We start from the raw sequence: 25,427 nt of genomic DNA, 5'->3' as shown, positions 1-25,427 counted from the left end.
ATTAAAATAAATAACAGATTGAAATGAAATTATATTTATTAACAAATTATATTTTCACACTATTATTTTAATAATTTAGGCAGAGCAGGCAGGCAAAAGTGTTTTCTAAAAAGGTGCAGAGCAACATTAACCAAATCATGATCGAAGAGGAAGAAATAGAACAGGATGAAAAAGTATTTTGCCAGCAGGCGGATACTGCTCCTCTGATGATTTGGATGACTGGATGCAATGCACTTTACTGTTATTTAAATGCAAGTTGGTTAGAATTTACTGGAAAACATCTAACAACAGACGCGTCTGTATCTGCGCGAGAAGAGGAGATAGGCAATATCTGGGCTTGCAGCGTCCATCCAGAAGATAGACAGCGATGTGAAGATATATATCTACGAGCATTTACGGCGCATGATTCGTTCCAGAGGCAATATCGTCTGCGTCGGGCTGATGGCGAATATCGCTGGATTTTAGATACAGCCGCGCCACGGTTTGCAGCAAATGGTAGCTTTGTTGGTTACATCGGTTATTGCATAGATATAACAGAAGTGCCACCTACCTTGAGAGAAAGCAGCCAGGTATCTACAAATTATCAACGAAGCCAGGAAGCAGAATTAGCAAAAGCACTAGAACAACTACAAGCTGAAACTGCAAAACGCCAAGCAGTTGAAGCACAATTACACCAAAAAACATCAGAATTTGCAGCGATTTTGCAAGCGCTTCCTGATTTGTACTTTCGTCTTGATGCTGATGGAAGTATTATAGATTACAAACTAGGGAAGATGGATTACCCGTATATCCCAACAGGAGATTGTCAGGGCAAGAGTTTGCGAGAATGCTTACCGATCGCTATAGGCGATCGCTTCCAGCAGGCAATAACTCAAGTACTTGAAACTCAATATGAAGTCAGTTTTGAATATACCTTAGCACTACCATCCGGGAAGAATAATTTTGAAGCTAGGTTATTACCATTAGCAGACCAGCAAATCATAATTCTTGTCCGTCACACTAGCGACACCATCCAAGCAGCATTCATAGAAAGTGATAACAAGTTTCGCAGCATTGTCGAAAACGCCAATAACATTATTTTTGCCCTGACACTTGAAGGGATATTTTCTTACGTTTCTCCTAACTGGACAGAAATTTTTGGACATAAGGTTGCAGAAGTTGAAGGTAAATCCTTTGTTCCCTTTGTACATCCTGACGATGTGCATATTTGTGCCGATTATTTTCAAAGAATTTTGACAACAAGTGAGAAACAAGACGCAATTGAATATCGCGTAAAACACAAAAATGGTACTTGGCGATGGCATACAAGCAACTCATCTGTTATTAAAGACGCCAATGGCAATGTTTTAAACTTCGTTGGTATTTGCCATGACACCACTGACCGCAAACAAGCAGAACTTGCACTTAGAGAAAGCGCCCAACGAGAAGCCCTACTCAATCGTCTTTCTAACCAGATTCGAGCTTCCTTGGATCTCAATTACATTGTGCAAACCGCAGTACAAGAAATTCGTAACTTATTCCAGATTGATCGTTGCGCCTTCTTTTGGTATCGCCAAGACGTTGATGTACCCTGCTGGGAGAGAGTATATGAGGCGAAAAGTTCCTCTTTCCCCTGTACGCTTAATCAGCAAGAAGCAACTAATGCAGAAATCGAACTAATCGCAGCCAAAACCTTAAACAGAGAAATTATCCGCATTAATGATGTTGAGACTGTCAGCGATGGTATTACACAGCAGTTTTTGCAGGATTTTGGTTTCACTGCTTTTATGTCGCTCCCCGTACACACCCAATCAGGTGAAATTGGCACATTTAGCTGTGGTTCTTGTAGTGGTTTCCGGCCTTGGTTGGACAGCGAAGTAGAATTACTACAAGCAGTTACAGTTCAATTAGCGATCGCCATTGACCAAGCAAAACTTTACACCCAAAGTCGCATCGCTGCCCAAATAGCCCAAGACAAAGCCCAGCAACTAGAAGCGGCGCTGCTAGAACTTCAACAAACCCAAGCACAACTGATTCAAACTGAAAAAATGTCCAGTTTGGGACAATTGGTTGCAGGTATTGCCCACGAAATCAATAATCCTGTCAATTTTATTTACGGCAATATTAGCCATGCCCGTGAATATACCAAGGATTTGCTGCACTTGGTAGACCTTTATCAACAGAACTGCCCACCAACACCAGAGATTCACGAACAAGTCTACGCCATTGATTTAGACTTTCTCAAGCAAGATTTACCCAAAATCCTAGATTCTATGGACATGGGAGCCGAACGCATTCGGCAAATTGTCCTATCTTTACGCAATTTCTCTCGCCTTGATGAAGACGGTACAAAGCCAGTAGATATTCACGAAGGTATTGATAACACTTTGCTGCTGTTGCAAAATCGCCTGAAAGCCAAATCAGGACATTCCGAAATCCAAGTAATCCGAGACTACGGCAATCTGCCACCAATAATGTGTCACGCTGGACACATGAATCAAGTGTTTATGAATCTGTTGACAAATGCGATCGATGCTTTAGAAGAGGGAGTGGGGAATGGGGAATGGGGAGTGGGGGAAGAAACACTCTCTACTCCCTACTCCCTACTCCCTACTCCCCAAATTCGCATTCGCACACTCATCCAAGAAGGCGATGTAATCATTGGTATTGCCGACAATGGTCTAGGCATGACTGAGGAAGTACGCAAACGCGTATTTGACCCCTTCTTTACTACGAAACCCGTCGGTAAAGGCACGGGCATGGGATTATCAATTAGTTACCAAATTATTGTCAAAAAACATGGTGGGCAAATCCAGTGTATTTCAGCACCAGGAGAAGGTACCGAGTTTGCGATCATGATTCCATTCAAGCAACAACCCGATTTGTAATTATTACGCAATTTTAATCAAAACTTAATTAAATGTTAACCTACTAGTTGTTAACTAAGATTAATTCGCTTTTTGCTGCAATATTTGAACCCCCCAAGAACCTAAAATTTAGAGTAATTGGGGGATTATTTCTTCTAATACGGGGAAATAAGAGTAGAAATGTTGCAGTTTAATCATTTAAAAAACGTTGTAATGATAGTATTATCTTTGCGTAGGTGTAGTCCAATACCATTCGGTTAAGGAATTTCTTGGTTCAGGCAGGCTCTTGAGGTAGTTCGGGAAGACAAGCAGGGGGAAGAAAAATTATGATACAACCCCAAAGTCAAAATAGTATCACCTACACACGCGTTATCCACCTAAGTCATGTAATTGATATAGATATTCCCCAATGGTCTGGCGACCCTCCAGTAGAATTTGAAACTGTGGCTGAACTGAATAATGATAGCTATTACCTGCGACGTTTTTCCTTGGGGGAACATAGCGCTACTCATATCAACGCCCCTAACAGTTTTCATAGTTATGCTGTGGGAATTGACCAATATCCCGCCCAGTCTTTGGTTGTACCTGCGGTGGTCATAGATATTCGCCAAGCCACAGCAGTTAATCCTGATTATGCCTTGACTATTGCTGATGTTCTGGCTTGGGAAGAAGAATACGGTGAAATTTATCCTGGTTGCGTAGTTATACTGAATACTGGTTGGCAAAAAAAGTGGTTTGATAAAAGTGCATTCCTAAATCATGATTCTCAAGGAATTGCCCATTTTCCAGGCTTTGGCAGCGATGCGACTCAATTATTATTGGATGAACGGCAAATAGCAGGGGTAGGAATTGATACTCATGGTGTAGACCCCGGACAGGATAACAGTTTTGCTATTAACCACTTGGTGTTGGAGAAACCGCGCATTGTATTGGAGAATCTCACTAACTTGGATCAATTGCCACCGAAAGGTACTACTCTAGCGATCGGCATTCTCAGGTTGCGTGGTGGTTCTGGTTCTCCTGTAGGGGTGTTGGCGTTCGTGCCTTAATTTTTATATCGATATTTTTTCTGGAGTTTACAACGCGCTCAGATAGCTCACCGCAGTTAATTACACGCAATATTGACATCCCGACTGCAAAACTTTCGCAAGTCTTACAACACGCTGCGCGATCGCTCAGTTTCACAAAAATTTGTGTCACTTTCAGCAAAGAATAATTTGTAGCCATGCCCTTACCAACGTATTTGTATTATTACAGCGAAATCGTAAAACCCTTATTAATAGGAACTTTCGCAACAAGAAAATCTAAATGACACGCATCGGAATACAAAATTTGTAGTATCCCCTTGACACCATGTAATTTATGTATTACAAATGTAATATCAAGAAAAAAGCTTCCTCAAAAGGCAAAACTAAAACCTCTCGGAACCTTGACAATTGCATAGATGCTAGTTTTTAGGGATTAGTTTAACAATCTATTGAAGGTTGCAATAACCTCAATTAGAGCATCGCAATTATGCTTTCCTTGGGTCTGTAGCTCTAACGGTAGAGATCCCGGATGTCACTTGTGCCCTAACAGAAAAAGCTTACATACTAGCTCAATAGTAGAGCAATCGTCTCTAGAACGATAAGTTGCAGGTGCGATTCCTGCGTGTGACACCACAGCTTTTTCGACTCGCACGAGGTGTGAGTGTAACTCTCACAGGGAGGGTATCGGTTCAATCCCGATCAGATCCACTAATATCAATTCGTAATTAAAAGAAGAGGTGATTGCAATGGTTCATATTCGATTTGAAGGACGTTCTATTGATGTCCCAAAAACACAATTGGGAATTGCAGCAGGGATGAATGATGTGGCAGTGAAAGAGCGCGTTGCTCGGCATTTAGATGTGAATAGCGATCGCCTTTCTGCTTACGTAATTGATCGCCGTCCTAGTGGCGATTTGATCGTCCGCCCTGAAGCTGTCTATGGTTAAATTTCCGAGTAATCCGGTAATTTAAGATTTAATTCCGCGCCCTAACTTGTAAAGCCTACACACACTCCGGCAACGGAATGCAGGTTCGATTCCTGCCGCTTCCATTCATGGAAGCGTAGCCAAATTGGTATAGGCAATTGTGAAAACTGCTTTGCTAACTTGTGCGGAATTTAAATTATTTAAATCGTATTTATCTATAACCTTTACTCAATCCAGAGGTGAGTTCAATGATGTTAGCTAACTCATGTTTAATAACAACTCAATTAGAACAACTGCATTTAAACAACGTGAGACATGAGCGAACATCGTTTGAGCGAGATTGTGATTGAGCGTCCTCGTGGTGGGAGGAGAATTAGCCTTAAAAAGGTGACTGGCTTTAAGAAGCAATTATACAAAATCACCCAGGATGCAATTCAGGATGGATTGTTGAATCCCTACCTGATTAAACCAATAAATAAATCTAAGTATCTTTCAGACCATCTCGGCCCTCTGCGTCGGTTTTTGCGCTCAAATGTCGGACAGCCTTGGAATGACGTTTACAGCCAACTGTGTCAACGATTAGATCCCAGCACAATGGCCGGACAGCATGTTATCGATCATGTGTGGGACTACGTTGAACGGTATGTAGAAATAATTGATGGTGGTTTTTACAGCAAGCCTTATCGAGGGTATCGAATTCGGCTAGATGCAAACCATCGCGATCGCTTCTATATCCATCCTGAAACCGGAATTCTTTGTGCAGCCGAGAAAGTACCTCGAAAGCAGAAGCTAAAGCAGGAACAAACTGATATTGTCATCATTGACAATTATCATCAATACCAGAAGCTAAACGAGATTTGGTATTTAATTACCTTTGAAAATTTTCCACCGCCACCAACTGATTATGTGACGGATGTTGTCAAAGGGATAATTCATCGTTCTGCTGCAATGTATAGAGGTCGAATGATTTATGCTGTTAGGAAACAGCAGTGTAACAAGAAAGAAATTCGATTTATTTTAAATCAACTTTCTCAAAACTAAAATTTTCACTTCGTGCCCTAACTGGAGAAGCTTACATACTAGCCTAATTGGAATAGGCACTTGATTTGAGATCAAGCAACTACGGGTTCAAATCCCGTGTGTGAATCAACAGCTTTTTCGACTTGCACGAGGTGATTTTAATTTGATGATAATTTCTCTTTGCTTTCAGTGTCTTTTTGCGTAAGTTCTAGTACTTTTGAGTTGCGAAAACTAGTTTTTCAAACGAACCGCAAAGAACGCTTCGCGCAGCGTCTCGTCAGAGAAGGACGCGAAGGTGAAGAGAAAAGACAGAGAATTTCACTTACTAATCAGCTCATTACCCAGTTCCTAATCCCCAGTCCCTTTTACTTGGCAGTTGTTGCCGCGCCCCGATCGCAGAAGCTTACATAACTCTGCACAAGTTATACACAATAGCTTCTACAACTTGCGCGGTGATATCGCCTCGCGTGCAACATCTGCCTCCTTCAATTTCGGATTTTGGATTGCAATCTAAAATCCAAAATCCAAAATCCAAAATTTTTAAAGGAGGTTCATAATGAATACCGCAGAACGTGACTTGCGTTTGGAAATGCTCAACAGTTTGCTGACAACTCCTCACCGCAAACTTGAGCAAGTCACAGAAATTCATCAGTTAATTGTTGAACTCGATCCCATCTTTTACGGACATTTGGCAGTTTGGTATCAGCATCATGGTGATGTCCGCGACCACAAAGAAGTGTTTCTTGCTTACTTGTTAACTAGCAATTTAATCGAACACCGCGATGCTGGATTTATGATGCTACAAGAGTTTCCACCCTATCAAGTAGCTCGTGTAGTGGACTTCATGAAGCAGCAGCAAAACAAGCTACCCCGTTCGGCTCGGACTGCGGTACGGCGTTACTTGAAGACACGGGAGAGCAATCCGGCTCTGTTTGATCGCGCCGCTTTGCGAGGTCGTAAGGCTATGAAGCACTTATATGCTTCACTGCACATCAAGCCAAATGAGCGGGCAAATGCGATTCTGTTTGGCGATACTCCTCCAGAGGGTTCCTTAGCAAATGTGCTGAAGCAGCTTGCGAAGGCTGAAAATGCCGCAGAACAGGCACGGCTAATTGTGGAGTTCAAAATTCCATACACGATCGCAATTGGTGCAATCAAGCAACTTACACCAGTTGTATTGGTGGCGTTGATCAATAGCATGTCTCCACAAGAAGCGATCAACAACCTCAAATCTCTCCAGACTAGAGGCGCAATGGATCACCCAGAAGTTAAAAAGCTGATTGATTCCAAGCTGGAATCAGCGTCTAAAAGTGGGCGTGTCTCAGCATTCAAAGCACAGATTGCAACAGACGCAGCAGATTTTGACGCAGACACCGTTGCTCGACTGGAAAAAGTGACAAATGAGCAGGTGAAACGGCGCGGTGCGATCGCTCGTCCAACTGCTTTATTGGTGGATAAGTCTGGTTCAATGGAAAATGCGATCGCGATCGGTAAGCAACTCGCTGCTTTAATCTCTGGTATCACTCAGGCAGAACTCTTTGTCTACGCCTTCGACACTATTCCTTACGCTGTTACAGCAAAGGGCAAGGAATTGAGCGACTGGGAGCGTGCTTTCCAGCATATCAATGCAGGCGGTGGTACTAGCATCGGCTGTGCATTGGAAGCAATGCGGAAGAAGAAGCAGGTAGTTGACCAGATTATCATAGTGACGGATGAGGGCGAAAATGCGGCTCCTTACTTCAGTGAAGTCTACAAGAATTACTGCCGGGAGTTGGCGATAATGCCCAATGTGGTGATTGTCCGTGTGGGTGGTCATTACAACTGGGTGGAGAGTCAATTGAAGCAGCAGCAAGCACCTGTAGATACGTTCACTTTTGCGGGTGACTACTACAGTTTGCCGAACCTTGTCCCACTCCTGACACGCCCCTCTCGTCTAGATTTGCTGATGGAGATTTTGGATATGCCGTTGCCTGTGCGAGATGATAAGTAGAGTGTATCGGGGTGCGTCATACTTACTTCTAACGCATCCTGATATTATCTCACTTCATGCCTTGTCCTACTTACGTGAAAACGGTTGATTTAACAAATTTTCTGATCGCAAACAAGAGCCACATCGAAAAAGAAATAATTTGATCGCTCAACCCAATGAGGTAATACTAATGAGTGACATGAAAAATGCGTATAAATTAACAGCGATCGCTCTACTCCAAAATCCCTCTTTTCATCTCTTCCAATTTTATGTAGTATATTGTATTATATTAATATCCTGCGTGCCCTAACTCTTGGAGCCTACATACTAGTACGAGAGGAAAAGTAACACTGTCAAATACAGTGGGCGTGTGTGAACGGGGAGTACAAAGAACCTGGGAGGTAGGCTTAAAAGTAGCCATCCTTGAAAGAGTGTGTAACAACTCACCAGTGGAGTCCCTCTAGTAACTGAGAACACGCAATAATGCTCCACAAACTTGCACGCAGAATTTTATTAATTCGTAATTCGTAATTCGTAATTCGTAATTAAGAAGATCAGATTTTATAGGGTTGCAACTGTAACCTTGTTTAAAAAAATTGGTAGTTAGTTATGACTAACATATTTAAGCTAATTAACCAAATTGCGATCGCACAAGCACAATTGTCTGCTACCCAATTCCTTGCACCCTGTGTCAAAGGTGGACGAGTTCGCACACGGGTAGCTGGGATGATCTACACCTTCAGTCCAAAGCCTAGTAAATTTCAAGGTTGGGGTATCTTTCAAGTTTTGGATGAGAAAACAGCAATGCTTGTAGAAGAAGCAGACTTACCCCAGATTGCGGAATACCTGCAACACTTTCCCCAAATGCGACTGCGGTTAGCATATCAACTGCAAAAACAAACTTGGTTAGCATACCCTGTGAATGAAGCAGATATGCGTCAACGGTTGAAGGTAGTTAAGCCGATCGCAGTCCACCTAGTTACCGAGGGCGTTACCTTTGAGCAAATTATTGCCCGTTGGAATGGACAGTCTTGCTGGTTCGAGGAAGTTGATCGCCGTACCGATCCGGCAATTGTTGAAACTCTGCAATCTGCCGTCAAGCAACTCATTCCTGCTGAGGAATTACAGTTTAAGGGCATTACTCCAGAAATCCGCACGGTGTATGAATTAGCAACGCGGCGCATTGAGGGCTTTACTCAACCCCAACAGGATGAAAAGCGACTGAAAAAGGCATTGCGGATGGGTGGCGGTGAATTAAATCAATTCCACGATCGCGGCGATTATTGGACAGTCGATTGGACAACTGCTGATGGTGTTCGCCATACCAGTGCGATCGCTAAAGCTGACTTGACTGTTGTCAGTTCTGGCATTTGTCTGAGTGGACGCGATCGCGATTTTGACTTGCAATCTTTAGTAGGTGTGATGGAACAACAAGAGTGGTGAGGACAATGAACATGTTTTTTCACGAACAGCTTTACCGCAGCAATGCAGTGATGGCAAAGCTAAAAAATTATCCTGTAACCATTTGTGGCGCTGGAGCATTAGGAGCTAACATTGCGGAAAACTTAGCTCGGTCTGGTTTTGATAAACTTACAGTGATTGATCGCGATCGCATTGAGGAGCGTAACCTTTCGACTCAGCCTTATTACCGTTCTGATGTTGGAGCCTTCAAAGCGAAAATTTTGGCTAACAATTTATATCGAGCAATTGGTACTAAAATTGATGCTAGAACTCTTGAGTTGACATCAGCAAATACAACTCAATTACTCAAAAATAGTCAGCTAATTGTTGATGTCTTTGATAATAGTGTGGCACGTCAAGCAGTGAAAGATTATGCTGAACAATTAAGCATTCCTTGTCTTCATGCTGGGCTATCGGCTGATTATGCAGAAGTGATTTGGAATGATGTTTATCGCGTTCCTTTAGAGGTTAATGATGATGTCTGTGATTATCCCCTGACACGAAACCTAGTAATGTTAACCGTAGCTGTGGCGTGTGAAGCGATCGTTTCATTCATTGCCACAGCAGAACAGCCTAACTTCACCATTACTCAGAAGGATTTGACTGTTCAATCTCTGTTTTTGTAGATTGCGTAGACGCTCTTATATCAAATCCGGTTAATCACTTATGATTACCCCATATGTGCAAAAATCAGAAAAGCCTCTTTCTCCTTCCTCCCAGCAAGAACTAAGCCTAATTCCTTACTCCCTACTTTTCGCCCACGTAGATAATTTCAAAAATCAAATACGATTCCTATAGCTGTGTATCTTATCCTTATGTCTTCGTAGAGTACTCAAAGCTTGTTGCTCTATTTGTCGCACTCGTTCTCGACTAATACCTATGCGTTGACCAATTTCCACTAAAGAAAGTTCATTTCCATCTGTTAAACCAAAACGTAAAATTAATATTTCCCGTTGCTGGGGAGTTAATTTTGATAACAAATTTTGAATATTTTGTTGGAGAAACTTTTGGTCAGCGTATAATTCTGGCGAGAGTCCATCATCCTCCAACATATCTTGTAATTCTATATCTTTTTCTGAGCCAACTCGCAATTCTAGAGAGACAGGTTGACGTGCTAAAAGTAAATAATGTCGAATTTCTTTAGGTTCTAAAGATAGTTCATCAGCGATATCAACTACTGTAGGAGTACGACCTAATTTTTGAGTTAGTTCACGTTGAATACGCTTGATTTTGTTCAGTTTTTCTGTAACATGAATAGGTAAGCGGATAGTACGTCCTTGTTCGGCGATCGCCCGTGTAATTGCCTGACGAATCCACCAATAGCCATAGGTTGAAAACTTGTACCCTTTAGTAGGGTCAAATTTTTCAATTCCTCGCTCTAAACCTAAACTTCCTTCTTGAATTAAATCAAGAAAATCTAAGTTACGTCTTTGATACTTCTTAGCAATAGATACTACAAGTCGCAGGTTAGCCTGAATCATTATATGCTTGGCTTCATGTCCCTGATGTAGCTGTTGCAGCAGTGATTTCTCACCGATATTTATATTTTCAACCCATTCTTGCTGTGTCGGTTGGCGTTTTAATTGAATAGCTAATTTTTCTTTGGCAGCAAGTAAAGCCATCATTTGTTGAACTTGCTTGGCCAAATTAATCTCTTGCTCATGAGTTAATAAAGGTATACGTCCAATCTCGCGCAGATAAGTACGCACTGAATCAGCAGTAGATAAATATTTTTGATTTTTATAACTTCTTTCTAGAGACTGGGTAGATAGAATATTCATAGTTATTTGAACCTTCAGAAGTACTTGTTGCTTTAGAGGAAAATAATACCAATTTGCAATGGGCAACTCTTGGAGACACTAACAGTGGACGTCCCGCTACGAAGAGAGCAATTGAAAAATTTAGATCCAGCAAGTTGGAGAATTGGTATAAATTTCAATCCGAGAGGATTAGTGTAAAATTCAAAAATGAAATTAGAATGCAATTCTTAATTTTGATAATTAAGTTGCTAAGGTTAATTTGACTAGAATCTTTTGTTAGCTTGACTTTAAAAGGTCAAACTCAAGAATTAGTCTAGATTTTTCTGGTTGTTGTCATGTATAATTATTTTTGCCAAAGCTAATCTTTTTTAAGTTAATAGCTTGATGTGACAGGAGCTTGTCAAAAAATTGAAAAAGTTATGTCTATCCAAATTCCAGAGGATTTCAATTTAGTGAAGTATAGGAATCGTATTTGATTTTTGAAATTATCTACGTGGGCGGGGAGTGGGGAGTAGGGAGTAGGAAATAAGAAATTAGGTTTTTCGATCTGTACAGAGCTTCTTCAGAAATCAAATATTAGTTTTACATACAACCTAAGTCTCAAAATTAGGTATAAAGCCTGTTTTATTTTATAGTTCTACTGTAAGTAGCCATTCAATAAAAGTTCTACCTTTTGACGCACAGCATTGTCTGCAACCTCTTTTGGGTAGTTATTTGGGTTGAAAAAATTAGCTGTTGCATACCTACATAAACTGTTGAAACAATTCTCAATGATCAAAAGTCTATTTAGACAAATTTTTTATTTACACTAACTAATTGTTAATATAGTTTGCTCCAAAAATAATTGCATAACAATGACTCCAATAACTAAACACCAATCAAGGCTCGGAGTTGAAGTCCTACGGGGTTGTAATCTTAGCAACCTCACAAATCTAGAGTCGCGTGAATTAAAGGAATCACTTTGGAAACACGGCGTTGTGGTAGTTAGACAGCAAGACATCACCGCAAAGCAGTTGAAAGAATTTTCTAGTAAAACCTTTGGTGACTTCATGTTTGGCTATTCCAAAACCAAAACATTAGATCCCGATATTAGCCCAGACTTGCAAAGCCAGGGTGTGTATATATTGGGTAATCCCAAGGGACTTACTGAAACACCTGTAGGGAAGTTCGCTTGGGAATGGCATCATGATAAAGATGGTGTCCCCAGCACAGAGGGATTGGATATGAATGCACTATATGTTGTAATGCTTTATGGTGTGGAAGTGCCTCCAGAAGGTGTAAATGGGCAGCCCCATACTACAGAGTTTCTCGACATGATAGAGGCTTATAATAACCTAGATCACCAACATCAGCAGCAGTTAGAGCAGATGTCGATGTATCACTCACCACCAATGTTTTCTAAAAGTAGCAATGTAGAGGATGTACCAAGAAAAGTGCATCCGATTGTGTCTACTCACAAAGTCACTGGTAAAAAGGGATTATATCTAGGTTCGGACACTGCGATCGCAGTGGGTATGGAAGATAGACCAGAGGAAGCAAAACGTTTCTGGCAGGATTTGTTTACGACTGTTCTAGACTGTACACCAATCTACTCCCATGTTTGGCAACCAGGAGATATTATTTTTTGGGACAACTCCCAGGTGATGCACAGAGGTACACCTTATGATGCAATGAAATACAAACGAATTGCGTTGCGTTTAGGAGTTGTGGACAAGGAATAATTTGAGGCAGGGGGGCAGGGGAGCAGGGGAGGCAGGGGAGGAATTTTGGAAGTTACTAAATTATCCTGCAATTATGCAACGCGGTTTATTGAGGTGCTGTCTCTGGTGTTGGTGTCGATGTAGGAGTGGGGGTTTCTGTGGGAGTTGGTGTAGGAGTTGGTGTAGGAGTTGGCGTTGAGGTGGGTGTTTCTGTGGACGTTGGTGTTGGCGATGGAGGAGGGGTGGGATTTTCTGCTGTAATGCTGAGTTGATAATCTATTGGTTTCGATGCTGTGGAAACCACGACAAACTCGTAAAATCCGTTTTCTGGTAATTTAGTTGACAAACTTCGCTCTTTAGAATCTTCTAAAAATTTGATTTTGCCAGAGGGTGAATAGACTGATAACAAAACTTGGGAATTTGCTTGTAGCTTCAATCCCAAAGATTGCTCTTTAGCAAGTCCAGCGATGAATACTTTACCACTACCAGGTTGAAGAGTACCACTAACTGTTTTGCTGATAGCGCCCGGATCAAAGACAAGTTTCTGGAAGGCGCTACCGGCGAGGATAGCACTGAGTTGATCGCTAACAAAACCGTACCAAACTTGTCCAATGGGCTGATCTCGAAAATCTTTACCACGCTGTTCAGAGAATACATTGAAAAAAGCTGCATCTCCTAAATCATACAAAGAACGACTGCCAACGTTGATTTTGTTTACTTCCACTTTCCAGCGATCGCGTTCAGCACTTGTATAAGTTCCCAGTTGTCGGCGTGCATTAGAACTCAGTGGCGCTAATTTTTCCAACAATTCTGAAGCTGTTTTATCCCATTCTGCCCGTAAATCTGCATCTTCAGGGCCATCGCTGAGAGTGCGTCCTCGTAAACTAGGATTTCTATCCCAAAAAACTTCATTCACCAAGTTTACGTAAAAGTTAGAGTTAATACCCAACTGTTGACGGCGATCGCTTAATTGTTCTTTACGCTGCCGTTCGGCTGGTGAATACTGCGCTAAAGGATCGGTTGGTTGCTCACTGGTTGGGGTTGGGCTGGCTGTAGGATTAGGTTTGTCCGCTATATCACGGTTACTATTCAGTCCCCACCAAAGTAATCCAACAGTACCGGCTACTATCGCCGCTACTAGGAAGGTTTTTGTTGGTGTCCACCAGCTTGTGGGTTGAGGGGATGGGGGAGATGAGGGGTATGTAGCTTCAGCTTCCCGCAGAGTGGGGGATGGGGGAGGTGGAGAGACGGCGACGGTGGCGGCTGTGGGTTGTGGTGGGGTAGGGTATTGAGTTGGGGGAAAGTTAGCTGGGGGCGGGTTAAGGGCTTGGAGTACTTGACTGGCTGATTGATAGCGATCGCTTGGTCTGGCAGATAACATTTTATCTAATACCTGTCCCAAAATCGGACTCAGGCTTACTTCCCGTCGCCACTGCCAGGTCAGATTGTAGGTATCAATTAATTCTTGGGGTTGTTTACCTGTCAGTAAAACCAACATTGTTGCAGCCATTGCATACAAGTCGCTGTGGGGAGAGACTAACCCAGTTTGCATCTGTTCTGGGGGTGCAAATCCTACCTTACCCAATAGGGTTGGTGATGGGGAAGATGCAACTACGCCGGGTTGATAATATTGGGAAGCAACAGTTGCTACTACTTGTTTGACACCGCCAAAATCAATTAACATTGGCAATTTGTCAACAGTGCGAAGCATTAAGTTATCTGGAGATATATCTCGATGAATAACGCCTATAGAGTGGATATACTCTAACACTGGCAAAATTGAAAGCAACAATTGCCGTACTTCTACTTCTGTAAAGCGCAAACCCTGTTGTAGTCGGGCATTTAACAACGAGTTGTAAGTTTCCCCTTCTACGTAATCTTGCACCAAAAACAGATATTCTTTCCCCCCTAAGTTCATCCGAAGCAGTTCCCGGAAGCGGGGAATTTGGGGATGTTGCAGTTTATAGAGAACACTCGCTTCTCTCTCAAACAGTTCTTCAGCTTTTTGGACAACGTAGGCGGTTTGAACTTGGGGGGAAAATTCTTTTAAAACACAAAGTTCGCGGAAACGATTGACATCTTCAGCTAAATAAGTGCGTCCGAAACCACCTTGGCCAATTTGACGCACAATCACATAGCGATCGCCTAAAGTTAGTCCCGGTTGGATACTATAACTTATGGGTGTATCCAACAACTTTTCACCACACTGGAGACAGAAGCGACTACCTGGGGAATTTTCATGTCCTTGAGAACAATATATTTTAGTCATTTGTTATTTGTCATTTGTTATTAGTTATTCTTCCCCAGTCTCTAGTCCCTAGTTCCCAGTTCCCAATCCCTTTACTTGCCAGATTGTACTTTACTGACTTGATCGGCTGCGATCGCATACCAAACTTGACCAAAAGTTTGTTGATTGAGTTTCCCACGTTCTTGATCGGGAAACAACCGATCAAATTTTTCATTTGTATCTTTGGTCAGCTGATCAATTGTATAATTCCCAAACTGCCCCGATCGCGCTTGCCGTCTCCATGTTACATAATCTTTTTGACTATATTTACCCAATTTTTGACGAGCTGCTGTACTGAGGTCAGCCTGTTCTAGTTTATCCAATAAATCGTCAGCAATACCATACCATTCATCTCGTAAACCAGCATCTTCAGATTTAGATGTGAGGCTACGTCCCTTTAATTCTGGTTTTTTTGTATAAAATAAATCATCTACAAAGGGAGTAAAAAATCCTTCAGTAATTTTTAGCTGTTGACGACGACTGATAATTTCCTGAAGATTGCGATTTTTTCCTTTGTCGCTGACTGGTTTACCGATTGGATTTGGAAGCTGTGGAATTTGCGGTAATGAGATTGATGGGATAGTAATAGAAGTTACGCTTCTAATGACTGCATTTACCACCGCCAAAGTACCTGCACCAGTTAAAACAATTAAAGCTGTTCCCCCTAAACTCATCACAAAAGGGCGAATCCAAACAGGCCAAGATATGGGTTTCGCTATTGCTTGCGTTTTGTTCTGGAATCTACTCATAACAGCACTGGCGCGTTGTCTTCCTGGAGCAACTACCATCGTTTTAATCTTGGTAGTAATATAATTACCTGTGGATTTAGTCGCAGTTGGCGATGGTAAATCTTTGAGGATTTGCTCGGCTCTTTGATAGCGATCGCTTGGTTTATAAGCCAGCATCTTTTTTAACACTGCTTCCAGTTGCGGACTAACTCGGATTTCCTTTCCCCATCCCCAAATTCCCTGGTAGCTGTCGTATAATTTTTGTGGCTCTTTTCCTGTGAGCAACACCAGTGATGTCACCGCTAAAGAGTAGAAATCACTACTAAAAAATGCTTTTCCCTGGCGTAGTTGTTCTTCTGGGGCGTAACCCTTTTTACCCAGCAAAGTGTTATTTCCAACTAACTTGGTGCGCCAAAAACCTTGAGAAGCTGGCAATTGCTTAACACCACCAAAATCAATCAGCACTGGCAGATTATCAGAACGCCGCCAAATCAAATTATCAGGAGAGATATCACGGTGAACTACATCTCGTGAGTGAATGTAGGATAACACAGGTAAAATCTGTTGCAGTAGGGTGATTATTTCTTCTTCACTAAAAGTTTTTCCTTGAGTTTCACGCTGTTCTGATAATTGGTAATAATTATCACCATCCACATAATCTTGCACTAAAAAGAAAAAATCTTTAGTGCCTATCTTCACTTGTAGCGAGGCGTGAAAACGCGGTATCTGTGGATGCTGGAGTGTTTTCAGAACGTTTGCTTCTCGTTCAAATAACTCTTTAGCTTTTTGTAAATCTTGCTTTTCTTCTACTTGGGGTGCAAATTCCTTCAGCACACAGGTTTGATGGGATTTAGTTCTATCCTCCGCTAAATAAGTGCGTCCAAAGCCACCCTGCCCTAATTGACGGATAATTTGATAGCGATTATTCACCATCTGTCCCACAGCAAGAGGTAATGGTTCACCACAATGGGTACAAAAGCGGTTACTACCATTATTTGTGTGTTGTTTACTGCAATAGAGCTGCATGGTGCCCAAGGATAAATGAAGGTTTTATTGAATGACTACAAGTGCATGATCTCATTTTCGGATATTTTAGGAAATATTAGGGGCTGAGTATTCCTATATTAAATCCGTGTTGCTAAGAATAATTGGGGTTTTGGGGGTATTAGATAACAGCTAAAATACTGGCAGCAAGTAACGGTGTTGGTTCTACTTCAGGATAAACAACAAGCGTCATGAACCAGAAATCAAGACAGCAGCAAGTAATTAAAGCATTTGAAGATTTTCTGTCTACCCCCCTAGAAACGATACTGCAACGGCATCTCAACACTCAAACTTCCGCAGCTCTGAGTTTTTTTCACGATGTCGCGGCTAATGTACCTGCCTACAAGGCTTTTTTAGCAGAGAGGGAAATTAATCCCGCGACTATTCAAACTTTAGAGGAGTTTCAAAAACTACCAGCGATCGCTAAACAAAATTATATACTGCGTTATCCTTTAGCTGACTTGTGCCGCAACGGACAACTCCAAGGATGCGACATGATAGCTGCATCTTCCGGTTCTAGTGGTAAACCGACATTTTGGCCTCGTTTTTTCACAGATGAACTCCAAATCGCCACACGCTTTGAACAAATTTTTCACGATAGTTTCTATACAGATACCAGACGTACCCTAGCAGTGATTTGTTTCACTTTAGGCACTTGGGTAGGTGGAATGTTTACTACTAATTGCTGTCGTTATCTTGCTAGCAAAGGTTATCCCATCACTGTAATTACTCCTGGTAACAACAAAGAAGAAATCTTGCGAGTTGTTCAAGAATTAGGTTCAGCATTTGAACAAGTGGTGTTATTGGGATACCCGCCATTTTTAAAAGATGTGATTGATACTGGTATCGCTTCTGGTGTGGAGTGGCAGCAATATCAGATTAAGTTAGTTATGGCAGGAGAAGTATTTAGTGAAGAATGGCGGAGTTTAGTTGGTGAAAGAGTTGGTTCACAAAATCCTTGTTATGATTTTGCATCACTTTACGGCACTGCGGATGCAGGAGTTTTGGGTAATGAAACACCGTTAAGTATCTGCATTCGCCGTTTTTTGGCAGAAAATCCTAATGCTGCTAGAGCTTTATTTGGGGAATCACGTTTACCCACGCTGGTACAGTATGATCCTTGCAATCGCTTTTTTGAAGTTCAAGATGGCGGATTGCTGTTTTCGGGAGATAACGGTATTCCCTTAGTCCGTTATGACATCTTGGATACTGGCGGGATAATTAGTTATGATGCCATGCTGCAATTTTTAGCAGAATGGGGATTTAACCCTGTTGCAGCGTTAGAAAACTCCCCACTCCATACAGACGCGATTAATCGCGTCTCTACCCACTCACCTAGAGGTATTCATCAGCTACCTTTTGTTTATGTCTTCGGGCGTTCTAACTTTACAGTTTCTTACTTTGGCGCAAATATCTATCCTGAAAATGTGACGGTGGGATTAGAACAACCAGGAATTCAAGAATGGGTGACGGGTAAATTTGTGTTGCAGGTGAAGGAAGATGCAGATAAGAATCGATTTTTATCTGTGGTTGTGGAATTAGGAGCAGGGGTAGAGGGTAGTGAAGAGCGAAGAAAAGCGATCGCATCTTCTATTCTTTCACAACTGCTACGTTTAAATAGCGAGTTTGCTAATTATGTTCCCGCAGAATATCAAACACCACAGATTACGTTAGCACCAATGGGTGATTTTGAATATTTTCCTATTGGGGTGAAACATCGTTATACGCGTCAATAACGATGAATCAAACACAAGAAGACGCGATGAATCGCGTCTCTACAAGGGGGAATGGGGTGGTTGTTCGTAATCGCGTTCCCAATTGATTGGGTTATTGATAATATATTGTCTAATGCGATCGCGGGCGAATTCATTACGAATTATGTTGTCATGAAACCTTCCTTGCCATCCAAAACCTTCATAAATTTGATTAATTTCAAATGTACATCGTCCTTTGTACCACCTAATAATTTTAGAAAGAGAATTTTTAGACAACATCGGATTAAATAACCCAGTAACCCCACCCCGTTCCCCATCCCCCCGTTGACTTGTAGAGACGCGATTCATCGCGTCTTCTTCCAGTGTTCGTGGATTCATCGCGTCTCCTTCTCGTATTTGATTAATAACCAAAATCCCATGAATATGATTAGGCATGACGCAAAACGAATCTATCTGACAATTAGAAAAATGCTCAGGAATTTCGTACCACAATTTATGAGCAATTTCTCCAATGGGTGATAACTGCATTTCACCCTGCACAACCTCACCAAAAAAGCATTTTTTCCCGTCGGTGCAAATAGTAACGAAATATCCAGCATTGCTAGCATAACTCCATGCTGGTAAACGGGTTGAATCAATTCGATATTTACCTTTGTATTTGGGTTTGTTGTTTTTTGGTTGAGGATCGAAATGATTCATGATTACATCTTTGATTAATACAAAAATTTATGCAATTATTGCTTTGCATTGATGTAATTGCCAACCCAAAAAACTCGGAATTATTGGCGCTGTGTAAATGACGGGAAGGAAGAAGACGCGATGAATCGCGCCTCTACAAGGGGGGATAAAAAAACGATGCCTGCGGCGGGCTACGCCTACGCATTCCCATTCTGTTCACAATATCTGTTTGATTAGCTGCGATCGCCTCTGCCACAGTTTCTCCTAAGATAACCAAAGCACCTGGAAGATTTGATGCATAATAAAAACTAAACCTTAAAATTCTGAAGTAGGCAATGAATACTACCGATAATTCTCCGATGGATGATGGGTCATCAGCAGATTTGATTTCTGTCGCAGAGTTACAGCAACAGCTTAATGACTTACTCCAGCAACTATCTCCAGAACGATTACAGGTGCTAACTGATTTTGCTGCTTATTTGGCAAATGCTGAAAGCGAAGCTGCAACCCAAGAACTTTTGGCAATTCCTGGATTGTTAGAGCGAGTTAAGCACTCATCAGTAACGCCTAAAGCCCAATACACCGCTTGGAGAACTCTTCGCTTTGATGTATGAAGTTATTCTTCATCCCGATGTCTAGGAAGTTTATGTTAATGCTGACAGAGCTTTTGCTAAAAAAATTGCCCGATGTTTGCAGCAGCTAGAACAAACTCCTTGATCGCACCCCAACATTAAAGCCCTGAAGGGAGATTATACAGGTTACTATCGCTACCGAATCGGGGATTACAGAGTCATTTATTCTATAAACGATGAAGTTGTGCAGGTACTTGTTGTGGCGATCGCTCATCGCAGTGAAGTATATAGAACCCATTTGACATCTTAGGAAGGGACTGAAAGCCTTTTAATCATTAACCTGATGAAGCAGAGGTTGAGTTTGGCAGTGGCACCAGCGAGGGTTCGTTCAAAGTTCTTAACCAGAATTTTACAACGCTCCATCCAAGCATTGGAGCGTTCGATCACCCATCTGGCTATTGCCGGAACAAATCCAGATTTTCCTTGTGCTGCTTTATCTTGTTTTGAAGGTTTCGTAGAAAGTTGAAACTGGATTTTGGTCATGATCTCTGGGTAAACCCGCTCTAACTCCTGAGTCAAATATTCTGGGTGATATCCATGATCTAGCAGGATGGTGCTCTTAGGAATATCACTCTTGTTTTGACTTGAAATAGTCGATGTTGAGAGTAAACTTCTCTTTTAATCCGGCATCATCCGAGACATTGGCTCGAGTGCAGTGTGTAAAGAAGGGAAACCCAAGGGTGTCAATAGCCAGATGTCTTTTAATACCGTTGGTGGCTTTGTAGAAACAAAAACCTTTCGACTCCACACTGGCATTGCAGGTATTTTTCACCGCTTGGGAGTCAATGATAATCAACGTCGTCCAGTGCGGTTTTTTTTAATCTGTTCACGCACTTTTCCATGTAAGACACTCATCAGTTCCTCAAATACCCCAGCCCCTCGCCACTGTTTGTAGTGCCAATAGACGGTGGAATAAGGCGGAAAATCCTTGGGTAAGTCTTGCCAATTGCACCCATTTTTCAGTTGATAAAGAATTCCATTGAATATCTCTCGCTTTGTCCAGTTGGTCGGTCTAGTCTGCTTCTTAGTCGGTAAGATATCTTGCAATAAGGGTTCAAAAATTTCCCATTCTGCATCAGTGAGGTTGCTGGAATACGCCATTAACATTGGATTGTAGATGCTGAGAAGTACCTTAATCTAAAATCTTATAAGATGTCAAATGGGTTCTATAAAACATAAAGGCGATCGCATTTCCATTCTGTTTGCAATTTCGCTTATGTTTTGGTTGGAGGAAATATTTTTCTTTTTTACTCTCCATCTTTCACTTTCTCTTGTTGATACCAAGCTTGATAAAAAGCGGGGTAGGGCATACTTTGGGCGCACTTCCAGATAATTTCGTAGCACTTATCAAATCGCTTAAAATCATTTTTGTAAGTTTCAGGTGATAAGTAATACTTCAACACAGTGATAACACTCGGCATCTGTTCTTCTAACATAATTTGCCCTAAGCTTTCTGTCGCTAGTGAGCGGGTATCATCATCCAGTTGTGTTTTGCCAATTAACTCGATTAAAGCAGCGATCGCTTTTTGGTTGCCAGAGCCAATTTTCCCTAGGCTTTTTGGCACTTCCAATCGGGTAAAATCATGCAGTTGTGGTTTGCGGATTAATTCCACCAAAGCATCAATTGCTTTTTGGTTGCCTGGGTCAATTTGTCCTAAGCTATATGCCGCTTGCCTTTGGATAGAATCATGCAGTTGTGGTTTGCGGATTAATTCCACCAAAGCATCAATCGCTTTTTGATTGCCAGAGCCAATTTTCCCTAAGCTAGATGCCGCTTGCCATCGGGTAAAATTACCCAGTTGTGGTTTGCTGATTAACTCCACCAAAGCATTAATTGCTTTTTGGTTGCCAGAGCCAATTTTCCCTAAGTTAGATGCTACTTGTCTTTGGGTAGAATCATCTTGTTGTGGTTTGCGGATTAATTCCACCAAAGCATCAATTGCTTTTTGATTGCCAGAGCCAATTTTCCCTAAGCTAGATGCCGCTTGCCATCGGGTAGAATCATCCAGTTGTGGTTTGCCGATTAACTCCACCAAAGCATCAATTACTTTTTGGTTGCCAGAGCCAATTTGCCCTAAAATGTATGCCGCTAGCGATCGGGTAAAATTACCCAGTTGTGGTTTGCCGATTAGCTCCACCAAAGCATCAATCGCTTTTTGGTTGTCTGGATCAATTTGCCCTAAGCTATCTGCCACTTGTCTTTGGGTAGAATCATCCAGTTGTGGTTTGCCAATTAACTTCACTAAAGCAGCGATCGCTTTTTGGTTGCCAGAGCCAATTCTCACTAAGCTTTGTGCCACTTGCCAATCATACAGTTGTGGATTGCCGATTAACTCCACCAAAGTAGCGATCGCTTTTTGGTTGTCTGGGTCAATTTGCCCTAAGCTATCTGCCGCTAGCCATAGGGTAGAATCATCCAGTTGTGGTTTGCCAATTAACTCCACTAAAGCAGCGATCGCTTTTTGGTTGCCAGAGCCAATTTGCACTAAGCTTTCTGCCGCTTGCCATCGGGGATCATCATGCAGTTGTGGGTTGCTGATTAAATCTACCAAAGCAGCGATCGCTTTTTGGTTGCCAGGGTCAATTTTCCCTAAGCTAGATGCCGCTTGCCATCGTGTATAATAATACAGTTGTGGATTGCCGATTAACTCTACCAAAGCATCAATCGCTTTTTGGTTGCCAGAGCCAATTTTATCTAAGCTTTCTGCCACTAGCCTTCGGGTATCATCATCCAGTTGTGGATTGCCGATTAACTCTACCAAAGCATCAATCGCTTTTATGCGATTTGTCTGAGGTAGTGCTGTCCTTGCTCCCTTTTCGATTGGTTCGAGAAATTCCACCCACTCGTTTTGTTCAACCTTAAACTCGCCAAAGCCCCATTTAACAATTTCCGCCACAATAGCATCTGCGTTGCAAGAATTTTTCCACTCATCAACCCCCACAGCAGCGAGAAAATAAGCGCGAAACTCGTAAAACCCCCTTCTGACTCTATCAATAGCTCTGCATTCTCCGCACCCATCATCAAATTCCACCAACGCCTGAATAAACTCTTCCTTCTCCTCCCTCCCCACATCCTCACGTCCCAACCACAGCAAAATCACCTCTTTCCACTGCGGTGCAAAAATGCGATAAACGCCTCGCGCGGGCTTATTGGGAACATGATTCAGAAACTCATGCCAATCATCAACCGCCAACGCTGCAAAATATTCCTCAAATGTGGTGTGGTAAAAAGCGTAAACTTTCTCTTTCGTTGCTGATTCCGCAGCCAGTCCAACTTCATTTAGCCATCCCAACTTTAACGCTAACCAAAATAAAGAATTTTGCTGTTTTGGATCACCTAATTCCTCACGCACAAACTTATGTCGTAGCCGAAACCGTGAGGTTTCTTGATCGATTGCTCGTTTCGCCAAATGTCCCAACGCTGCGTTTAATTCCTCTTGCTGCTGTTCGGTGGTAGGGAAGCGATTTTCTTTCCACTTGTAAACCTCTTCCACAAACTGCTGATAAAGTCCGGCTTTAGTTTCCGGTAAACCTTTATCGGAACCTTGCCAAGTGCTACACAACAGCGCTAACCGCAAAGGATTTTTAACTAAATCTTGGATGCGTTGACGTTCAGCTTTATCTAATTCCTGCCATAATCTTTTCCCTTTGTCTGCATTCTTGTTGTGAAACCAACGCCGAATAAACTCTTGCACCTGTTGCGGATATTCAAAATTGAGTAACCGATACGTCTCGAAATTTTCTAAAGCGTTGGCGTTTGCTTCCCAAACATTCACCCGACAAGTCAGCACAACCCGCGCATTTTTCACCCATCCCATCAACTGCTGGGAAATATCAGTTAATGGTTGGAGTGAAGACATTTCATCTGCTGCATCCAACAACAACCACACACGATTATTCTTGAATAAATCTGCAAAAGCGTTTTCCTGTTCTTCTGTTACGCGTACCACTTCTAAAGCATTCTTCAGCCAATTTTGCAACAGATAATTTTCTACACTCTTTCCTTGCAAGTCTGCCAAAGAAATCCAAATTGGTAAACCCAGATTGTTGTTTAATATCCAAAAAGCTATAGTTTGCAACTGAGTAGTTTTTCCCGCACCCGGTTCCCCAATTAAAGCGATGCGGTGTCCTTGAGTTTTACCAACACCATTACGGATAATTTGCTCTAAAAAAGCCTCATGTTCAAATCGCTGCTTTTCTTCATAACTCGGTTCGTAAAGTCGTGAACCTTGTTCTGCGGAAATATCCTCGCTGCACTTCTTCGGTTTGTTACGCTCCACTAATGCTAAAGGGACATGAATTGCCTCTAGCTCAAATTTCATCTCATCATCAGCGAACAGCAACTCATTTGTGGTGAGACGCTTGTGCTTTTCCAGCATAGCGCCGCAGATTTCTTGCCAATCGAAGCTATTATCTGTTGTTTTCACCTGGGATGTTTTTTTTAAATTCGTCTTTTGGTGTTCCTTCCACTTCTGCTTAACCACCTCCAGATTCTCTTTTATCGTCGCTGTCTGATGTTTTAGCGTCAGAGTAAATTTCCAATAACCTTGATTATTCGAGGCTTTTTGCGGTTCTCGCACTCCCAACTTCCATAGCCAGTCAAGTGCAATTTGAAGTTCTTGTAATTCTCTGTCTTTCTGAGAAACGTTAGATTCTGCTTTTTGCAGGGGAAGTTTTAAAGTTTTGCCAGCATCTTTAATCTGGTTGAGTAAATATTCCTTCTTTGTACCAACTTCAGTTGTTTTGCTTCTGTTTCCTCTTGTTTGTTGGCTTTTATATCCGGTAATTCGCAACTTCTCAGCATTCCAGACAACGCAAAGTGGAAGTTTTGATTCACAGTCTTGCTCTACCGACAGTTGCAGCAATCCTTCTACCAGACTAAGTACATTCTCTAAAACTGATTCATCTGCACGAATATTTCTTGACATCAGTCAAATAATTTTTAATTACCCAAACAAACAAGCTTCCCCAAGCCGCAAAAGCTGACGATACAAGCATTATAGACGTTGCGTGGGGGATATGTCTGGGGAAACACCCAAAAAAATAATTGACCTTGTAAACTCAAAAACAAGGTGAATTTTAGATGTCAGCTAAAAAACGTGGTAAAAGTGCAAGACAAAGAGCGATGTCTACGACGGGTTACGCCTACGCTTTCTTCCTTATTCTGCAAACAATATTAATTGGCGTAAATGCCGAAAACCGCCTTCAGCAAGGAGACTCACCAATCGAGGTTTTAATGTGGATGATTAACCAGTGTATTCCAGTCCTGAAACAAGCTAGCAGTTTCCAAGAAAAACAGAAAAAGAGCCTGTTACCCAGACATCCCCATTCTGAGGACAAATAATATCACAAACTCTCTTTGCTCGGTGTACACACAAGTCAAATTACCCCCCTCAATCCCCCCTTGGAAAGGGGGGAAGCCGGAAAGAAATCTAGTACCCTCCCCTTTACAAGGGGAGGGTTAGGGTGGGGTAAAACCTTGGTTAATCAGCTATTTCAGACTTGTGTACACCACTGTAGCCTTAGCAAGGGTGAGCTTCTTCAGGTTTAAAAAGTAATTAAGTGGACAAGTCCATTTGTTCAGAACACAAGTTCATTCGTTCAGAACACAAGTTCATTCGTTCAGAACACAA

At 41.9% G+C, this 25,427-nt stretch carries 20 protein-coding genes and 1 tRNA gene; 13 read left to right on the top strand and 8 right to left on the bottom strand.

Annotation, left to right across the window (positions count from 1 at the left end):
- Positions 1-137: 137 nt before the first annotated feature.
- The 8 genes from RMY00_RS08680 (at position 138) to RMY00_RS08645 (ending at position 9,876) form a co-directional block, all read left to right on the top strand.
- Entirely contained in the window at positions 138-2,867 is a 2,730-nt protein-coding gene (locus tag RMY00_RS08680) for a PAS domain S-box protein (protein ID WP_416212058.1), read from the top strand.
- 305 nt (positions 2,868-3,172) lie between these two features.
- The gene (locus tag RMY00_RS08675) at positions 3,173-3,895 is read left to right on the top strand and encodes a cyclase family protein (protein ID WP_322647153.1); all 723 of its coding nucleotides are present in this window, start codon (positions 3,173-3,175) and stop codon (positions 3,893-3,895) included.
- A 725-nt stretch (positions 3,896-4,620) separates the two neighbouring features.
- A complete protein-coding gene (locus tag RMY00_RS08670; protein ID WP_322647152.1) occupies positions 4,621-4,821 on the top strand; it encodes a hypothetical protein in 201 nt (66 codons plus the stop codon).
- Positions 4,822-5,115: 294 nt separating this feature from the next.
- The gene (locus RMY00_RS08665; RefSeq protein WP_322647151.1) at positions 5,116-5,841 is read left to right on the top strand and encodes a hypothetical protein; all 726 of its coding nucleotides are present in this window, start codon (positions 5,116-5,118) and stop codon (positions 5,839-5,841) included.
- A 32-nt stretch (positions 5,842-5,873) separates the two neighbouring features.
- Positions 5,874-5,944: transfer RNA gene (locus tag RMY00_RS08660), tRNA-Ser, on the top strand.
- 432 nt (positions 5,945-6,376) lie between these two features.
- Positions 6,377-7,810 (top strand): vWA domain-containing protein, encoded by a 1,434-nt coding sequence (locus RMY00_RS08655; RefSeq protein WP_322647150.1) that lies wholly within the window; start codon positions 6,377-6,379, stop codon positions 7,808-7,810.
- A 588-nt stretch (positions 7,811-8,398) separates the two neighbouring features.
- Positions 8,399-9,232, top strand: coding sequence for a hypothetical protein (locus tag RMY00_RS08650; RefSeq protein WP_322647149.1), 834 nt, complete (start codon positions 8,399-8,401; stop codon positions 9,230-9,232).
- 5 nt (positions 9,233-9,237) lie between these two features.
- Positions 9,238-9,876, top strand: coding sequence for a ThiF family adenylyltransferase (locus RMY00_RS08645; protein ID WP_322647148.1), 639 nt, complete (start codon positions 9,238-9,240; stop codon positions 9,874-9,876).
- A gap of 153 nt (positions 9,877-10,029) precedes the next feature.
- Here RMY00_RS08645 and RMY00_RS08640 read toward each other — a convergent pair whose 3' ends face one another.
- Entirely contained in the window at positions 10,030-11,031 is a 1,002-nt protein-coding gene (locus tag RMY00_RS08640; protein WP_322647147.1) for an RNA polymerase sigma factor, RpoD/SigA family, read from the bottom strand.
- A gap of 833 nt (positions 11,032-11,864) precedes the next feature.
- Between RMY00_RS08640 and RMY00_RS08635 the strand changes: the two genes are divergently transcribed.
- The gene (locus RMY00_RS08635) at positions 11,865-12,731 is read left to right on the top strand and encodes a TauD/TfdA family dioxygenase (protein WP_322647146.1); all 867 of its coding nucleotides are present in this window, start codon (positions 11,865-11,867) and stop codon (positions 12,729-12,731) included.
- 85 nt (positions 12,732-12,816) lie between these two features.
- Here RMY00_RS08635 and RMY00_RS08630 read toward each other — a convergent pair whose 3' ends face one another.
- Together RMY00_RS08630 and RMY00_RS08625 are read right to left on the bottom strand one after the other, a co-directional pair.
- Positions 12,817-14,979 carry a serine/threonine-protein kinase gene (locus RMY00_RS08630; protein WP_322647145.1) on the bottom strand — a complete coding sequence of 721 codons (2,163 nt, stop codon included), beginning with the start codon at positions 14,977-14,979 and terminating at the stop codon, positions 12,817-12,819.
- A 71-nt stretch (positions 14,980-15,050) separates the two neighbouring features.
- A complete protein-coding gene (locus tag RMY00_RS08625) occupies positions 15,051-16,751 on the bottom strand; it encodes a serine/threonine-protein kinase (RefSeq protein WP_322647144.1) in 1,701 nt (566 codons plus the stop codon).
- 209 nt (positions 16,752-16,960) lie between these two features.
- Between RMY00_RS08625 and RMY00_RS08620 the strand changes: the two genes are divergently transcribed.
- Entirely contained in the window at positions 16,961-18,505 is a 1,545-nt protein-coding gene (locus tag RMY00_RS08620; RefSeq protein WP_322647143.1) for a phenylacetate--CoA ligase family protein, read from the top strand.
- A gap of 39 nt (positions 18,506-18,544) precedes the next feature.
- On the opposite strand, the gene RMY00_RS08615 is transcribed toward RMY00_RS08620, so the two are convergent.
- Positions 18,545-19,183: a transposase gene (locus RMY00_RS08615; protein ID WP_322647142.1), complete on the bottom strand. Its 639-nt coding sequence runs from the start codon at positions 19,181-19,183 to the stop codon at positions 18,545-18,547.
- Positions 19,184-19,497: 314 nt separating this feature from the next.
- Between RMY00_RS08615 and RMY00_RS08610 the strand changes: the two genes are divergently transcribed.
- Both RMY00_RS08610 and RMY00_RS08605 read left to right on the top strand, forming a co-directional pair.
- On the top strand, positions 19,498-19,776 hold the full coding sequence (locus tag RMY00_RS08610; RefSeq protein ID WP_322647141.1) for a hypothetical protein: 279 nt from the start codon (positions 19,498-19,500) through the stop codon (positions 19,774-19,776).
- A 115-nt stretch (positions 19,777-19,891) separates the two neighbouring features.
- Complete coding sequence (locus RMY00_RS08605; RefSeq protein ID WP_322647379.1) at positions 19,892-20,044, top strand: type II toxin-antitoxin system RelE/ParE family toxin; 153 nt, start codon at positions 19,892-19,894, stop codon at positions 20,042-20,044.
- Here the strand turns inward: RMY00_RS08605 and RMY00_RS08600 are convergent.
- From RMY00_RS08600 to RMY00_RS08590, 4 genes are all read right to left on the bottom strand, one after another.
- Positions 20,041-20,277: an IS5/IS1182 family transposase gene (locus tag RMY00_RS08600; RefSeq protein ID WP_416212053.1), complete on the bottom strand. Its 237-nt coding sequence runs from the start codon at positions 20,275-20,277 to the stop codon at positions 20,041-20,043. The two genes, RMY00_RS08605 and RMY00_RS08600, sit on opposite strands and share 4 nt — an antisense overlap.
- An 85-nt stretch (positions 20,278-20,362) precedes the next feature.
- Positions 20,363-20,542, bottom strand: coding sequence for a hypothetical protein (locus RMY00_RS36120; protein ID WP_335166749.1), 180 nt, complete (start codon positions 20,540-20,542; stop codon positions 20,363-20,365).
- 44 nt (positions 20,543-20,586) lie between these two features.
- Positions 20,587-20,901 (bottom strand): transposase, encoded by a 315-nt coding sequence (locus RMY00_RS08595; protein WP_322647140.1) that lies wholly within the window; start codon positions 20,899-20,901, stop codon positions 20,587-20,589.
- Positions 20,902-21,041: 140 nt separating this feature from the next.
- Positions 21,042-24,722 carry a HEAT repeat domain-containing protein gene (locus tag RMY00_RS08590; protein WP_322647139.1) on the bottom strand — a complete coding sequence of 1,227 codons (3,681 nt, stop codon included), beginning with the start codon at positions 24,720-24,722 and terminating at the stop codon, positions 21,042-21,044.
- Positions 24,723-24,877: 155 nt separating this feature from the next.
- Between RMY00_RS08590 and RMY00_RS08585 the strand changes: the two genes are divergently transcribed.
- The gene (locus RMY00_RS08585) at positions 24,878-25,138 is read left to right on the top strand and encodes a hypothetical protein (protein ID WP_322647138.1); all 261 of its coding nucleotides are present in this window, start codon (positions 24,878-24,880) and stop codon (positions 25,136-25,138) included.
- The last annotated feature ends 289 nt before the right edge of the window (positions 25,139-25,427 follow it).

Source organism: Nostoc sp. ChiVER01 (genome assembly GCF_034531155.1).
Classification (GTDB): Bacteria; Cyanobacteriota; Cyanobacteriia; order Cyanobacteriales; family Nostocaceae; genus Nostoc.
This window is presented reverse-complemented; position numbering and strand designations above follow the sequence as displayed.

Bases quoted from the DNA above. Each gene is read 5' to 3' on its own strand.
- RMY00_RS08585 (WP_322647138.1), top strand. From the start codon at position 24,878: ATGTCAGCTAAAAAACGTGGTAAAAGTGCAAGACAAAGAGCGATGTCT.
- RMY00_RS08645 (WP_322647148.1), top strand. From the start codon at position 9,238: ATGAACATGTTTTTTCACGAACAGCTTTACCGCAGCAATGCAGTGATG.
- RMY00_RS08625 (WP_322647144.1), bottom strand. From the start codon at position 16,751: ATGCAGCTCTATTGCAGTAAACAACACACAAATAATGGTAGTAACCGC.
- RMY00_RS08640 (WP_322647147.1), bottom strand. From the start codon at position 11,031: ATGAATATTCTATCTACCCAGTCTCTAGAAAGAAGTTATAAAAATCAA.
- RMY00_RS08670 (WP_322647152.1), top strand. From the start codon at position 4,621: ATGGTTCATATTCGATTTGAAGGACGTTCTATTGATGTCCCAAAAACA.
- RMY00_RS08620 (WP_322647143.1), top strand. From the start codon at position 16,961: ATGAACCAGAAATCAAGACAGCAGCAAGTAATTAAAGCATTTGAAGAT.
- RMY00_RS08655 (WP_322647150.1), top strand. From the start codon at position 6,377: ATGAATACCGCAGAACGTGACTTGCGTTTGGAAATGCTCAACAGTTTG.
- RMY00_RS08595 (WP_322647140.1), bottom strand. From the start codon at position 20,901: ATGTTAATGGCGTATTCCAGCAACCTCACTGATGCAGAATGGGAAATT.
- RMY00_RS08600 (WP_416212053.1), bottom strand. From the start codon at position 20,277: ATGACCAAAATCCAGTTTCAACTTTCTACGAAACCTTCAAAACAAGAT.
- RMY00_RS08665 (WP_322647151.1), top strand. From the start codon at position 5,116: ATGAGCGAACATCGTTTGAGCGAGATTGTGATTGAGCGTCCTCGTGGT.
- RMY00_RS08650 (WP_322647149.1), top strand. From the start codon at position 8,399: ATGACTAACATATTTAAGCTAATTAACCAAATTGCGATCGCACAAGCA.
- RMY00_RS08590 (WP_322647139.1), bottom strand. From the start codon at position 24,722: ATGTCAAGAAATATTCGTGCAGATGAATCAGTTTTAGAGAATGTACTT.
- RMY00_RS08610 (WP_322647141.1), top strand. From the start codon at position 19,498: ATGAATACTACCGATAATTCTCCGATGGATGATGGGTCATCAGCAGAT.
- RMY00_RS08630 (WP_322647145.1), bottom strand. From the start codon at position 14,979: ATGACTAAAATATATTGTTCTCAAGGACATGAAAATTCCCCAGGTAGT.
- RMY00_RS08680 (WP_416212058.1), top strand. From the start codon at position 138: ATGATCGAAGAGGAAGAAATAGAACAGGATGAAAAAGTATTTTGCCAG.
- RMY00_RS08635 (WP_322647146.1), top strand. From the start codon at position 11,865: ATGACTCCAATAACTAAACACCAATCAAGGCTCGGAGTTGAAGTCCTA.
- RMY00_RS08675 (WP_322647153.1), top strand. From the start codon at position 3,173: ATGATACAACCCCAAAGTCAAAATAGTATCACCTACACACGCGTTATC.
- RMY00_RS08615 (WP_322647142.1), bottom strand. From the start codon at position 19,183: ATGAATCATTTCGATCCTCAACCAAAAAACAACAAACCCAAATACAAA.